Source organism: Micromonospora haikouensis (assembly GCF_000876225.1).
Taxonomy (GTDB): domain Bacteria; phylum Actinomycetota; class Actinomycetes; order Mycobacteriales; family Micromonosporaceae; genus Micromonospora; species Micromonospora haikouensis.
Window position 1 is genome coordinate 3,881,926 of the sequence record NZ_JXSX01000001.1, and the last position, 13,353, is coordinate 3,895,278.

The window sequence follows — 13,353 nt, forward strand, 5'->3', positions numbered from 1 at the left end:
CTGCACACCGGCCGGGCACCGGTGGCGGCATCCCCGTGCGCGGGGTCCTGCACACCAGTGAAGGAGCACCACCATGCACAGCAGAGAGCGCCGCAGGGCGCTGTGGGTCTCCACGGTCGCGGCGGCGACGCTCACCGCCACCGCCGGCGTCGTGGTCACTGCCGGAACGGCCCAGGCCGCGGTCGGCTGCCGGGTCGCGTACTCGGTCGCCTCGCAGTGGGGCGGCGGCTTCAGCGCGAACGTCAACCTCACCAACGCCGGCGACCCGCTGACCTCCTGGACGGTCACCTGGTCGTTTGCCGCCGGACAGACCGTCACCCAGGGCTGGAGCGCCAACTTCAGCCAGAGCGGCAGCACCGTGCAGGCGTCGAACGTGAGCTACAACGGCAACCTGGCGACCAACGCCACCACGTCGTTCGGGTTCAACGGCACCTGGAACGACAGCAGCAACCCCGTGCCGACGAGCTTCGCGGTCAACGGCGTGATCTGCACCGGCGGCGTCACCCCGACCACGCCGCCGGCCACCACCGCCCCGCCGACGACCACCCCGCCCCCGACCACCCCGCCGCCGACGACCCCGCCCGCCAGCGGCGCGGTGTACGCCTCGCCGCAGGGCACCGACGGCGCTGCCGGCACCCAGTCCAACCCGACCACGATCACCTCGGCGATCACCCGGGTCGCGGCCGGCGGGACGATCTACCTGCGCGGCGGCACCTACAGCCTCGCCAAGACGGTCACCATCGCGCCGGGCAACAACGGCACCTCCAGCGCCCGCAAGAAGCTGATCGCCTACCCGGGCGAGACCCCGGTGCTCAACTTCTCGGCGATGAGCGAGGACCCGGCGAACCGGGGCCTGGCGCTGAACGGGTCCTACTGGCACGTCCAAGGCGTCGTCGTCGAGCGCGCCGGTGACAACGGCATCTTCGTCGGCGGCAGCAACAACATCATCGAGCGGACGATCACCCGCTTCAACCGCGACAGCGGCCTGCAGATCTCGCGGATCGCCTCCGACACGCCCCGCGACCAGTGGCCGGCCAACAACCTCGTCCTGAGCGCGGAGTCGCACGACAACGCCGACTCCGACGGCGAGGACGCCGACGGGTTCGCGGCCAAGCTGACCGTCGGGAGCGGCAACGTCTTCCGCTACGCCGTGTCCCACAACAACATCGACGACGGCTGGGACCTCTACACCAAGAGCGACACGGGGGCGATCGGCCCGGTGACCATCGAGGACTCCCTCGCCTACAACAACGGCACCCTCAGCGACGGCAGCCAGGCGGGCAACGGCGACCGCAACGGCTTCAAGCTCGGCGGCGAGGACATCGCCGTCAACCACACCGTGCGCCGCACCATCGCGTTCCGCAACGGCAAGCACGGCTTCACGTACAACCGCAACCCGGGCTCGATGTCGATCTCGAACAACATCAGCATCGACAACACCGAGCGCAACTTCTCGTTCGACGCGGGCACCTCGGTGTTCCGGAGCAACACCTCGTGCCGCAGCGGCAGCGGGTCCAACGACAAGACCGTCGGCAACGTCGACAGCTCGAACCAGTTCTGGACCGGCTCGAACGGCTCGCGGTGCGCCAACTACTCCGGTGCCCTGAAGTGGTCGTTCGCCTCCGACGGCCGCCTCGTGGTGACCCTCGGCGGCAAGACGGTGACCTTCTGACCGGTCCCGTCACCCGTCGCCCGGCGGGTCGGCCCAGTGCGTCGCCGTACTGGGCCGACCCGCCGGGGTCGGCACCACCCCGGTCGGCACGTGCCCGGCTAACCGCGTCGCGGCTCTGCCGTCGGCCGTGCCGCCGTCCGGGCCAGCAACCCGTGCGGGTCGGCCAGCAGCTCCGCGAAGCCGAGTTCGGCGGCGCCGACGAGGGTCGCGTCGTCGCCGAGGGCCGACGTGCGCAGCCGCACCCGCTCCCGGGCCACCGGCAGCACGTTGCTGGCGATGCGGGCGCGGACCGGTGCCGCCGCGCCGGGGTACACGTCGCGCAGCATCCCGCCGAAGATCACCACCCCGGGGTTGAACAGGTTGATCAGGTTCGCCACCCCGATGCCGAGCCAGTCGCCGACGCGGCGCAGCGCCTGCCGGGCCACGGGGTCGCCGCCGTCGGCGTCGGCCACCACGTCCCGCAGGGCGTCGCGGCCGAACAGCCCGGCGGGCCGCCCGGCGGCGTCGAGCAGTGCCCGCTCGCCGACCTCCGCCTCCAGGCACCCACGGGAGCCGCACCCGCACGGCCGTCCGTCGTACGGGTTCACCACCATGTGCCCCAGCTCGCAGCCGTAGCCGCCCTCACCGTCGAGCAGCCTCCCGCCGACGATGATCCCGCCGCCCACGCCGACGTCGCCGTGCAGGTAGACCAGGTTCCGGAAGCCCACGCCCGCCCCGCGCTGCTGCTCGGCCAGCGCCCCGAGGTGGGCCTCGTTGCCCACCGACACCGGCGGACCGAACCCGAGCCGGCGGCCGAGCTCGACGCCGAACGCCTGGTCCACCCAGCCCAGGTCCGGCCCGAACCGGACCATGCCGTCGCCCGGCCGGATCATCCCGCAGTATGACGCGCCGACGCCGACGCACGTCGAGCCCGGCGGCGCCGCCTCCCGCAGCTCGCGACCGAACCCGGCGAGCGCCTCAACCACCCGGTCGAGGTCCGGGCCGGCCCGAGGCCGCGCCGCCCGCCGCCGGTCCAGCACGACCCCGCCCAGCCCGACCCGGGCGGCGAACAGCCAGTCCACGGCGACGTCGAACGCCAGCACGTACGCCCGGCCGGTCTCGGGCCGCACCAGCAGCGACGGCCGGCCCGCGCGCCCGGTCTCCGTCGGCGCCTCCTCGCGGACCAGGCCGGCGGCGGCGAGCTCCGCCGTCAGCGCCCCGATGGTGCTGCGGTTGAGACCCATCCGTTCGCCCAGCGCCGCCCGGGACACGGGGCCGTCCAGGTGGACGTGCCGGAGCAGGGCGGCGAGGTTGCTCCGGCGGATCTCCTCCTGGACCACCACCATGACCTCCGGGGCTCGCGGCGTCGCGGAACCCCATTATCGCGGCGGGGGACCGCGAGGGTCGCACCCGTCGCGTAGCCGCCGGCCTCGCGGGGTGAGCCCGCCCGCCCCTGACGCAGCCGCTCGACGGGATCGGGGCTGGCGACGAGGGTGCCGAGCCAGGTGTCGCGGAGCCCGGGTGGAGCGGGCTCCTCGGCGGTGGCCTGGTGGTGGACGTACGCCGGTCAGCCGGGGCGGACCTGCGACCAGTCGAGCGCGTCGAGGTTGACCACGATCGCCTCCTGGGTGGTGCGCGCGATCACGACCACCGCCTCGACCTCCGGGTCCGGGTTCTCCTCCCGGTGCGGCACGTACGGCGGCACGAAGATGTAGTCGCCCGGCCCCGCCTGGACGCGCGTCTCCACCGGCTCCTCGCCCTCCAGGTCGAGGAAGACGAACGCCGGCGTCCCGGAGACCACGAAGATCGCCGTCTCGGAGGCGCCGTGGTGATGGTTGGCCGACGCCGTTGCCCCCGGGACGTGGGTCTGCCCCATCCACAGGTTGCGGGCGCCGACGGTCTTGCCGCTGACCGCCTCCAGGCGCCTCATCCCCGGCGTCTGCGTGGTCTGCCCGACCAGCCCGTCGGGAGCGATCCGGTGCAGCCGCCGGTGGAACGGGTCGATGTCGGCCGGCAGCAGGACGCCGCTCGGCGTGCGGACGAGGTCGCCGCCGGCGGAACCGGCGGGAACGTGCACGATGCTCATCGGGCTCCTTGCGCGGCGAGGACGGTCGCGTCCGACGGCGGACGCCCCTGGGAGGCGGACAGCAGGCGGCGCAGCGCGTCGGCGGCGTTGTCGGGCACGTCCGGGCGCAGCCCCCGGCGCGCCCATACGGACAGCTCCAGCGGCTGCGGCACCGGCAGGTCGTCGCGGGCGACCAGGCCCTGCGGGGTCTGCCCGAGCGTGGCCATCAGGCCGACGCCCAGCCCGGCCTGCACCGCCGCCTGCACGCCGGCCAGGTAGGCCGCCTCGGAGCCGACCTCGGCGGGCAGGCCGTGCGCGGCGAGGGTGTCCAGCGCCCGGGTACGCAGCGCGCAGGGCGCGTCGAAGGCCACCAGCGGGATCGGCTCGTCCCGGGGCGGCCACCGCCAGTCGGGGGCGGAATACCAGGTCAGGTCCAGCTCGCCGACGATCCGCGCGTCGGGCTGCTCCACCCGGCCGAGCAGCAGCGCGAGGTCGATGCGGCCGTCGGCGAGGGCGGAGCGCAGCGGGGCGCCCCGGTCGATGCGGAACCGTACGCGCCAGTCGGGGAACGTCTGCGCCAGCGCCGCGGTCAGCTCCGGCAGCAGCTGCGCGGCGGCGTGCTCGGTCGAGCCGACGACCAGGGTCTGCTCGGGCTCGACGCCGAAGCCGCGCAGCGTCTCGTCGTGCGCGGCGAGGATCAGCCGGGCCTGGCGCAGCAGGATCTCACCGTCGGCGGTGAACCGCGAACCCCGCCCCTGCCGCTGCACGAGCGGCCGCCCGATCGCGGCCTCCAGCCGGCGGACGTGCTGGCTCACCGCCCCCTGGCTCAGGTAGAGCGCGGTCGCCGCGCGCTGGAAGCCGCCACAGTCCGCGACAGCGACGAAGCTGCGCAGCGGGGCGATGTCCAGGATGCGGCTCATGGCTGGTCAGTCTAGGAGCGGGGGAGCCGCGGATTATGAACAGTGTTTCACAGAACGTGAACAACGATCAGGAATCGTGATCGGTCCCCATCACGATCCGTTGTTGGACATCCGCCCTGCTCAGGGGCCAGGCTTGAGCCCATGAGTCGGAGAGCCGCCGTGAAGCTGACACGTCGCCGCTGGCTCGACAACGCACGCAGCCGCGCAACGCTCTGTTGCTGAACCGGCGACGTCGCTGATCGAGCGAGTCGCACCGCCGCGCCCGCCCTGCGAGGCGCCCGCACCGCCTGCGCGCTGATCCTCCGGGGTGCCCCGCACCGTCGCGAGCACCCCGCCCACCCGTACCGCCCGCCGGCCCCGGCGGGCCGACGGCTCGCATCCCCACGACCGCTCCGCCCCGACGCCGGGCTGTGCCCGGCGGGCGTCGGCGTGGCCTCCGCCTGCACCCTGCTGACCGAGAAGGCACCCTCATGACCGAAAAGACCCTCAAGCTGGGCGCCGTCCTGCTCGGCGTCGGTGGCCCCGGCCAACACCACACGTGGCTCGACCCGGAGATCCCCGGCACCGCCAGCGTCGACATCCACTGGTACATCGCCCGCGCCCGGCAGGCCGAGGCGGCCGGGTTCGACCTGGTCTTCATCGTCGACAGCCAGTTCATCACGCCGGACTCGCCGCACCACTACCTCAACCGGCTGGAACCGCTGACCCTGCTGTCCGCCGTGGCCGTGCACACCACCCACATCGGCCTGGTCGGCACGCTCACCACCTCCTACAACGACCCGTTCAACGTCGCCCGCCGACTGGCCTCACTGGACCTGATCAGCGGCGGCCGGGCCGGCTGGAACGTCGTGGCCACCGGTGACGGCGGCACCGCCGGCAACTACGGCCGCGCCGAGCACTACGACTACGCCACCCGCTACGGCCGGGCGCTGGAGCACGTCCGCGTCGTGCAGGGCCTCTGGGACTCCTACGAGGACGACGCCTTCCCCCGCGACAAGGAGCGGGGCGTCTTCTTCGACCGGTCCCGCCAGCACGCCCTGCACCACGTGGGGGAGCACTTCTCCGTCGCCGGGCCGCTGAACATCGAACGGTCCCCGCAGGGCCAGCCGGTCATCTTCCAGGCCGGCGACTCCGACGAGGGGCGCGACCTGGGCGCCACCGTCGGCGAGGCGATCTTCACCCACGCCCAGACCATCGAGCAGGGGCAGGCGTTCGCCCGCGACATCCGCGCCCGGGCGGCGGCGAGGGGCCGCGACCCCGACCACGTCCTCATCTTCCCCGGCATCAACCCCGTCGTCGCCGACACCGACGCCGAGGCCCGGGAGAAGGAGCGCGCGACCCGCGACGGCAAGAGCTTCGACCGGGCGCTGGCCGAGCTGGGCCGCCCCTTCGGCTGGCACGACTTCTCCCGCTACGACCTCGACGCGCCGTTCCCGGAGGTCGGCGCCGCCGGCGACCGCAGCTTCAGGACCCAGGCCGAGCGGATCAAGAAGCTCGCCCGGGACAACGGGTTGACCCTCCGGCAGACCGTGCAGCACCTGCTCGACGCCCAGCGGTCGCCGTTCGTCGGGTCGCCGCTGACCGTGGCGAACGAGATCGAGCGGTGGTTCCGCGCCGGTGCCCTCGACGGGCTCAACGTCAGCGTCACCGTGCCCAGCGAGTTCGCCCAGTTCACCGACGACGTCCTGCCCATCCTGCGTGAACGCGGCGTCGCGCGCAGCGGCTACGCGGCCAGCACCCTGCGCGGCAACCTCGGCCTGCCGATCCCCGAGAACAGGCACACCGCCGCCCGCCGGGCCGCCGCGCACTCCGCCCCCGCCGACCTCAGCCCCGTCCCGTGACCATCCCCGACACGATCCGGAAAGGCACCACCATGACCATCGCCCGACGTACGAGATGGGCCGCCGCGCTCGGGGCGGCGCTCGCCCTGGCGCTGACCGGCTGCGCCACCGACGCCGGCAGCTCCGGCGGCGCGCCCACCCTGCGGTGGGCGGTGGCCCTGCCCGCCCACTGGGACCCCGTCGTCAGCGGCAGCGGCGCCCAGTTCCGCATCCTCTCCCTGGCGTACGCGTCCCTGACCGAGATCGACGAGTCGGGCAAGGCGGTGCCCGGCCTCGCCCAGGGCTGGGACTACAACGCCGCCGGCGACGAGGTGACCTTCCACCTGCGACCCGGCCTGAAGTTCACCGACGGCGAGCCGCTGGACGCCGAGGCGGTCAAGCTCTACCTCGAACGCGCCAAGACGCAGCAGAACTCGGCCCTGTTCGGCGACCTCACCTCCATCAGGGAGGTCACCACCCGCGGCGACCTCGACGTCGTCGTCCGGCTGACCCAGGTGGACTACCAGATCCCGCTGCTGCTGGGCCAGCGCGTCGCGCAGATCACCAGCCCGAGGGCCGCCCGGGACCCGGCCAAGCTGGACCAGTCCCCGGTCGGCGCGGGCCCGTTCGTCGTCACCGAGAACGTGCCCGGCTCGCACGTCTACCTCGCGAAGAACCCGGACTACTGGAACGCCGCCAACATCCACCTCGACCGGGTGGAGCTGCACTCCGCGCCGGACGCCGCCACCGTCGTCTCCAGCGTGCAGACCGGCGTCTACGACCTGGCGTACCTCGAACCCACCCAGGTCAAGCCGGCCAAGGCCGCCGGGCTCGACGTGGTCTTCCAGCCCGGCTTCAACGCGGCCAACATCAGCATCAACGTCAACAAGAAGCCCTTCGACGACCCGAAGGTCGTCGACGCGGTGCGGCACGCCGTCAACCGCCAGGAGTACGTCGACAAGGTCACCTTCGGCTACGGCAAGGCCACCGACCAGCCGTTCCCCCCGGGCTACGTCGCCTACGACGAGCAGTCGGCCAACCGCTATCCCTACGACCCCGACCGGTCCCGCGAGCTGCTCGCCGAGGCCGGCTACACCCCCGGGCAGATCAAGCTCGACCTGGTCGTCCCGGCCCAGTCGACGGCCGCGGAGATCGTCCAGTCCCAGCTCGGCGCCGTCGGCATCGACGTCGCCATCAAGGTCGACCCGAACTGGTCCACGCCGTTCTTCGCCAAGGACCTCACCCTGTCGCTGTACGGCACCACCGGCCGCGAGTCGCCGGTGCAGACCCTGACCGCCCACTTCGGCCCGAACGGCCCGCTCAACCTCAGCACCCCGTACGAGCCCGACGGCTTCGCCGAGGCCGTATCCCTGGCCCGCCGCACGCCCCTGGAATCGCCCGACTACGCCCGCAACCTTCAGGCGGCCACCCGGGCCGGGCTGGCCAGCCGGGCGCTGGTCTTCACCTACTCGCAGCCGAACATCCTCGTCAAGAGCACCAAGCTGTCCGCGCTGCCGGCCGTCCCGGGGCAACTGCACTGGACCGGCGTCAAGGTGACGCCGTGACCGCGACCCGTCTGCGCCGGGCCCTGGGCCGCACCGCGGCCGTGACCGCCCGCTCGGTCGCGATCTTCGTCCCCGTCTTCGGTGTGGCGACGTTCGTGACGTTCGCGCTGCGTGCCCTCAGCGGCCTCAGCCCGGCGCAACTGCAACTCGGCGAGTCGGCCACGCCGGAGTCGATCGCCCGAATCGAGCACCAGTGGGGCCTGGACCGGCCCTTCCTCACCCAGTACCTCGACTGGTTCGGCGACGTGCTCTCCGGCGACCTCGGCACGAGCTGGCACAACGGGGCCGACATCTCCCGACTGCTCGCCGAGGGCGCGGTGATCAGCCTGTCCGTCGCCGGGCTCGCGCTGGCCATCGGCGTCGTGTTCGGGTTCGGCTTCGGCGTCCTCGCGGCGCTGCGGCGCAGCACCTGGGTCGACCGGACCATCACCGGGTTCATGACCGTCGTGTCGGTGATGCCGTCGTTCGTCGTCGGCATCGTCCTGGTCGCGGTGTTCGCGGTCGGGTTCGGCTGGTTCCCGTCCGCCGGCTACGCCCCGGCGGACCGGGGGCTGGGCGTCTGGCTGGCGCACATCACCCTGCCGGCGATCGCGCTCAGCTTCGACACGGTCTCCGACGTGGCCCGACAACTGCGCTCCGGCCTCGTGGCGGCCTACCGGGAGAACTACGTCACCGGGGCCGTCGTGCGCGGCCTCGGCCCCCGCCGGATCTTCTTCCGGCACGTGCTGCGCAACGGCATCGGGCCCGCGCTCACCGTGCTGGGGATGAAGTTCCCCAACCTGCTCGGCGGTGCGGTGGTGACCGAGGCGATCTTCGGGATGCCGGGGTTCGGCCAGTTCGCCGCCAGCTCGGCCCAGCGCGGCGACGTCCCCGCCGTGCAGGGCGTCCTGGTCGTCTCGATCGTGCTCGTCGTCGTGTTCAACCTGCTGGTCAACGTCGTTCTGAGCCGGGTCACCCCGGCCTCGGCGAGAGGGGTGTGACATGATCCGCCGGATCCTCGGCCTCACCTCCGGCCGCATCGCCGTGGGCATCCTCGCCGCGGTCGCGCTGCTGGCCCTGTTCGGGCCGCTGCTGGCTCCGCAGGACCCCCTGGCCGGCGGCACCGACATCCTCGCCCCGCCGTCGGCGCGGCACCTGCTCGGCACCGACTACCTCGGCCGCGACGTGTTCAGCCGGCTGCTGGCCGGCTCCCGGCTCAGCGTCCTGGGCGCCGTGCAGGTCACGCTGATGGCGCTCGTCGTCGGCGTCGTCCCCGGCATCCTGTCGGTCTACCTCGGGCGCGGCTTCGAGTGGGTGACGCTGCGGCTGGCCGACACCCTCATCGCGCTGCCGTTCCTGGTGTTCGCCGTCGCGGTGACCGCCCTGCTCGGCAACGGCATCCCGCAGGCGATGCTCACGGTGGGCATCATGGTCTCGCCGCTGTTCTTCCGGGTGTCCCGGGCGGCGACGCTGTCGGTCGCCCGCTCCCCGTACGTCGAGGCGGCGGTCATTTCCGGCGCGTCCGTCGGCTGGATCGTGCGCCGGCACGTCTGGGCCAAGGTGCTCCCGCCCATCGCGATTGCGCTGGCCAACACCGCCGGCGTCGGCTTCGTCGTGGTGTCCAGCCTGACGTTCCTCGGCATCGGCGTACGCCCGCCCGCCCCCACCTGGGGCGGGGTGCTCGCCTCCGACCTCGGCTACCTCAGCTACCGGCCGTGGGCGCCGCTCGCCCCGACCGTGCTGATCATGGCCACCGTGTGGGCGTGCAACCTGCTCGCCGACGCGATCCGCGACGTGTCCGGCGAGGCCGGCCGCGCGCTGTTGCACAGCAGGACGATCCGGGGCCGGCTGGCCGCCGCGGAAGGGAGTGCCTGATGGCCGACGAGGTGCTGAGCCTGCGCGACGTGCGCATCCACGACGCGGTGCGCAACCGGGACGTGGTGCGCGGGGTGTCCTTCTCGCTCACCCCCGGCCGGGCGGTCGGCATCGTGGGGGAGTCCGGCAGCGGCAAGACCCTCACCTGCCGGGCCGTGCTCGGCATCCTGCCGGAGCACTTCACCGTGGCGGGCGGCGCGATCCACCTCGCCGGCCGGGACGTCGCCGACCTCACCCGGCGGGAGTGGACGGACCTGCGCGGCGCGACCGTGAGCGCCGTCTTCCAGGACCCCGCCTCCTACCTCAACCCGTCGCTGCGCGTCGGCGCCCAGATCGCCGAGGTGCTGCGGGCAAAGCGGCGGCTGAAGCGGCGGGAAGCCCGGCGGCGGGCCGTCGACCTGCTCGCCACCCTGCGGCTGCGCGACCCGGAGGGGGTCTACCAGCAGTACCCGCACGAGCTGTCCGGCGGCATGCTGCAACGCGTCCTCATCGGCACGGCGATCGCGGCCGACCCGCAGGTCCTCATCGCCGACGAGGCCACCACCGCGCTCGACGTCACCGTGCAGGCCGAGATCCTCGACCTCCTCGCCGAGCTGCGGGAACGCGCCGGGCTGGCGCTCGTGGTCGTCTCCCACGACCTGGCCGTCGTGGCGCAGCTCTGCGACGAGGTGCTCGTCATGCGGGCCGGCGAGGTCGTCGAGCAGGGACCCACGGCCGACATCCTGTTCCGGCCCCGGCACGAGTACACCCGGCTGCTCGTCGCCGAGCACGAGCAGTACGGCCTCGACCGCTTCCTCGACGACCGCGAGCCGGCCGACGCCCACGCCGGGGCTCCGGCGCACCACGCGAAGGAGCTCGACCATGTCGGCTGACCCGACCCGGCCCGTCCTCGACGTGACCGGCCTCGACGTGCACTACCGCCGCCGGCACGGGCGCCTGCACGCGCTGCGCGCCGCCACCCTGTCGGTCGCGCCCGGCGAGACCGTGGGCGTCATCGGCGAGACCGGCTCCGGCAAGTCGACCCTCGCCCGCGCCGTGCTCGGCCTGGTCCGCCCCTCGGCCGGCCGCGTCGTCGTCGCCGGCGAGGACGTCACCGGCCACTCCGCCCGCCGGTGGCGGGCCCTGCGCCGCCGGGGCGTCCTGCAGTACGTCTTCCAGGATCCGCTGCGCAGCCTCGACCCCGACCTCAGCGTCGAGGAGTCCCTGGTCGAACCGCTGCTCATCGCCGGCCGGACCCGGGCGGAGGCCGCCGCACGCGTCCGCGCGCAGCTCGCCCGCGTACACCTCGACGCCGCGCTGCTGTCCCGGCTGCCCGGCGAGCTGTCCGGCGGCCAGCGCCAGCGCGTCGCCGTGGCCCGGGCCCTGGTCACCGATCCGGAGCTGGTCATCCTCGACGAGCCCGTCAGCGCCCTGGACTCGGCCAACCGGGTACGGGCGCTGGAGCTGCTCAAACACCTGCGCGACGCCGGCACGGCGCTGCTGTTCATCTCCCACGACCTCGGCTCCGTCGCCGGCGTCGCCGACCGGATCGCCGTGCTCTACCAGGGCGAGATCGTCGAGGTCGGCCCCGCCCGGTCCGTCGTCAACGCGCCCCGGCACCCCTACACCCGCCTGCTCGTCGGCTCCGCGCCCACGCTGCGCTCGGCCGCTGCCGACCGCACCCGGCGCGACGCGCTGCGTGACCTGCTGCACTCCGCCGCGCACGCCACCACCGACGCCTGAAGGAGAACCGTCATGCCCGAACAGCACTCCGCCACCGGCGGACGGGACGTGCACACCGTCCACTTTCCGTCGACCACGCCATCGGTGAGCACCGGCGTCCTCGTCGTCGGCGCGGGACCGGTGGGGCTCGCCGCCGCCGTGGAACTCGCCGCCCGGGGCGTGCCGGTCGCGGTCGTCGACGCCGCCCGTTCCGCCGCCCTCGTCCGCGCCGGCGCGATGGGACACTCACCCCGCGTCGTGGAGCACTTCCGCCGGTGGGGGCTGCTGCACCGCATCCGTGCCGAATGGACCTTCCCACCCGAGTGGAACCGGGGCATCCGCCTGGCCACCTCCCTCGTGGGCCACGACCTCGTGCCCCGCCCGGCCGCCGACGCCGAGCGCGCCCGGTTCTCCCTCGCCCGGCCGATCCGCCGCCCGCAGACCGCCCTCCAGCGGGTCTTCCTCGACCACCTGCGCCAGCACGACGTGCCCGTCTGCGGCGGCTGGCGGGTCGACGCGCTGCGCGACACCGGCGACGGCGTGGACACCACCGTCGTGTCCACCACCACCGGCGAGACCCGCACGATCCGGTCCGCGTACGTCGTCGGCGCCGACGGCGGCAGCAGCACCGTGCGCCGCCTCGCCGGCATCGCCCGCGAGGGCGCGTACGCCGACGAGAAGATGTTCCGCCTCGTCGTGCGCACCGGCGACGCCACCGACCGTCTCGGCCCCGCCCCGAGCGGCACGAACATCGTGTTCAACCAGCGGGCGTCGGGGTTCCTCGCCGCGATCAGCACCCACGAGTGGCGGGTGTACGCCGGCCCGTACCCGCTGGACGCCCAGCCCGCCGACGCCGAGCTGCTGGCCAGCGCCCGCGCGGCGTTCGGCGTCGACCTCGACCTGGAGCTGGCCTCGGTCACGTCCTTCTACCAGGCCACCCGCATCGCCGAGACGTTCCGCGCCGGCCGGGTGCTGCTCGCCGGCGACGCCGCCCACGTGCGCACCCCCGGCGGCAACCTCGGCGAGGGGTTCGGCGACGTGGTCAACCTCGGCTGGAAGCTCGCCGCCGTCCTCGCCGGCCACGGCGGCGACGCCCTGCTCGACTCGTACGACCACGAGCGGCGGCCGCACAACTGGCGCGTCGCCGACCACGCCCTCGACCGGGCCCGCCGCGCCCGCGACACCCTGCGGGCGATCCGCGACATCGGCGTGCCCGACGACGCCGACACGGGCCCCGACGCGGCCCGCCGCCGCGCCGAGATCGGCGCGCTGCTCGCCGGCGACCGGGGCGGGGACGCGCCCGGCGTGACCTACGACGAGCGCTACGACGCCTCCGGCGTCATCTGGTACGAGCCGGACCAGCTCACCTCGGATACCCCGTGGGCGGCCGACGCGTACGTCGACGACCCGCGCCCCGGACACCGGGCACCCGACGCGTACGTCGACCCGTGGGGCGACACCCTCTACGACCGGCTCGGCGACGACCTCGGCCTGCTGGTCGCAGACGGGGACGAGGCCGTCGCGCCCGCCTTCGCGGCCGAGGCCGCCGCGCGGGGCCTGCGGCTGTCCGTCGTGCACCTCACCCACAGCGCGGCCCGCGACGTCTACTCGGGCGGCGTCGTACTCGTCCGCCCCGACCAGCACGTGGCCTGGCGGGGGACGACGCTGCCGGCCGGCGGCGCCGCCGCCGTGCTCGACCGCGTCCTCGGCCGGTCGACCGTCGCGCCGGACGCCGCCGGAGCCCTCGTCGCCGCCGCCCCCGCCACCTGAGCCGTCC

Annotated in this window: 11 protein-coding genes; 8 read left to right on the forward strand and 3 right to left on the reverse strand. The window is 73.9% G+C overall.

Annotated elements, in window-relative coordinates; translation table 11 throughout:
* Positions 1 to 73 precede the first annotated feature (73 nt).
* Positions 74 to 1,672, forward strand: coding sequence for a cellulose-binding domain-containing protein (locus TK50_RS15885; RefSeq protein ID WP_043963437.1), 1,599 nt, complete (start codon positions 74 to 76; stop codon positions 1,670 to 1,672).
* Positions 1,673 to 1,770: 98 nt separating this feature from the next.
* On the opposite strand, the gene TK50_RS15890 is transcribed toward TK50_RS15885, so the two are convergent.
* The 3 genes from TK50_RS15890 to TK50_RS15900 form a co-directional block, all read right to left on the reverse strand.
* Positions 1,771 to 2,997 (reverse strand): ROK family transcriptional regulator, encoded by a 1,227-nt coding sequence (locus TK50_RS15890; protein WP_043963438.1) that lies wholly within the window; start codon positions 2,995 to 2,997, stop codon positions 1,771 to 1,773.
* Between the two features lie 221 nt (positions 2,998 to 3,218).
* Positions 3,219 to 3,737, reverse strand: coding sequence for a cupin domain-containing protein (locus TK50_RS15895; RefSeq protein ID WP_082106340.1), 519 nt, complete (start codon positions 3,735 to 3,737; stop codon positions 3,219 to 3,221).
* Positions 3,734 to 4,636, reverse strand: a complete 903-nt coding sequence (locus TK50_RS15900) for a LysR substrate-binding domain-containing protein (protein ID WP_043963439.1) — start codon at positions 4,634 to 4,636, stop codon at positions 3,734 to 3,736. Before TK50_RS15900 ends, TK50_RS15895 begins: the two co-directional genes overlap by 4 nt.
* A 470-nt stretch (positions 4,637 to 5,106) precedes the next feature.
* Here TK50_RS15900 and TK50_RS15905 point away from each other — a divergent pair, with 470 nt between their 5' ends.
* From TK50_RS15905 to TK50_RS15935, 7 genes are read left to right on the forward strand one after another with little or no spacing between them, the layout of a single operon-like run.
* Positions 5,107 to 6,477 carry an NtaA/DmoA family FMN-dependent monooxygenase gene (locus TK50_RS15905; protein WP_043963440.1) on the forward strand — a complete coding sequence of 457 codons (1,371 nt, stop codon included), beginning with the start codon at positions 5,107 to 5,109 and terminating at the stop codon, positions 6,475 to 6,477.
* The gene (locus tag TK50_RS34420) at positions 6,474 to 8,021 is read left to right on the forward strand and encodes an ABC transporter substrate-binding protein (RefSeq protein ID WP_199486035.1); all 1,548 of its coding nucleotides are present in this window, start codon (positions 6,474 to 6,476) and stop codon (positions 8,019 to 8,021) included. The genes TK50_RS15905 and TK50_RS34420 overlap by 4 nt, the downstream gene beginning before the upstream one ends.
* Positions 8,018 to 9,001, forward strand: a complete 984-nt coding sequence (locus tag TK50_RS34425; RefSeq protein WP_043963441.1) for an ABC transporter permease — start codon at positions 8,018 to 8,020, stop codon at positions 8,999 to 9,001. The genes TK50_RS34420 and TK50_RS34425 overlap by 4 nt, the downstream gene beginning before the upstream one ends.
* A gap of 1 nt (position 9,002) precedes the next feature.
* Complete coding sequence (locus TK50_RS15920; protein WP_043963443.1) at positions 9,003 to 9,875, forward strand: ABC transporter permease; 873 nt, start codon at positions 9,003 to 9,005, stop codon at positions 9,873 to 9,875.
* The gene (locus TK50_RS15925; protein WP_052503804.1) at positions 9,875 to 10,747 is read left to right on the forward strand and encodes an ABC transporter ATP-binding protein; all 873 of its coding nucleotides are present in this window, start codon (positions 9,875 to 9,877) and stop codon (positions 10,745 to 10,747) included. Before TK50_RS15920 ends, TK50_RS15925 begins: the two co-directional genes overlap by 1 nt.
* The gene (locus TK50_RS15930) at positions 10,737 to 11,597 is read left to right on the forward strand and encodes an ABC transporter ATP-binding protein (RefSeq protein ID WP_043963444.1); all 861 of its coding nucleotides are present in this window, start codon (positions 10,737 to 10,739) and stop codon (positions 11,595 to 11,597) included. The genes TK50_RS15925 and TK50_RS15930 overlap by 11 nt, the downstream gene beginning before the upstream one ends.
* A gap of 12 nt (positions 11,598 to 11,609) precedes the next feature.
* On the forward strand, positions 11,610 to 13,346 hold the full coding sequence (locus TK50_RS15935) for an FAD-dependent monooxygenase (RefSeq protein ID WP_043963445.1): 1,737 nt from the start codon (positions 11,610 to 11,612) through the stop codon (positions 13,344 to 13,346).
* Positions 13,347 to 13,353 lie beyond the last annotated feature (7 nt).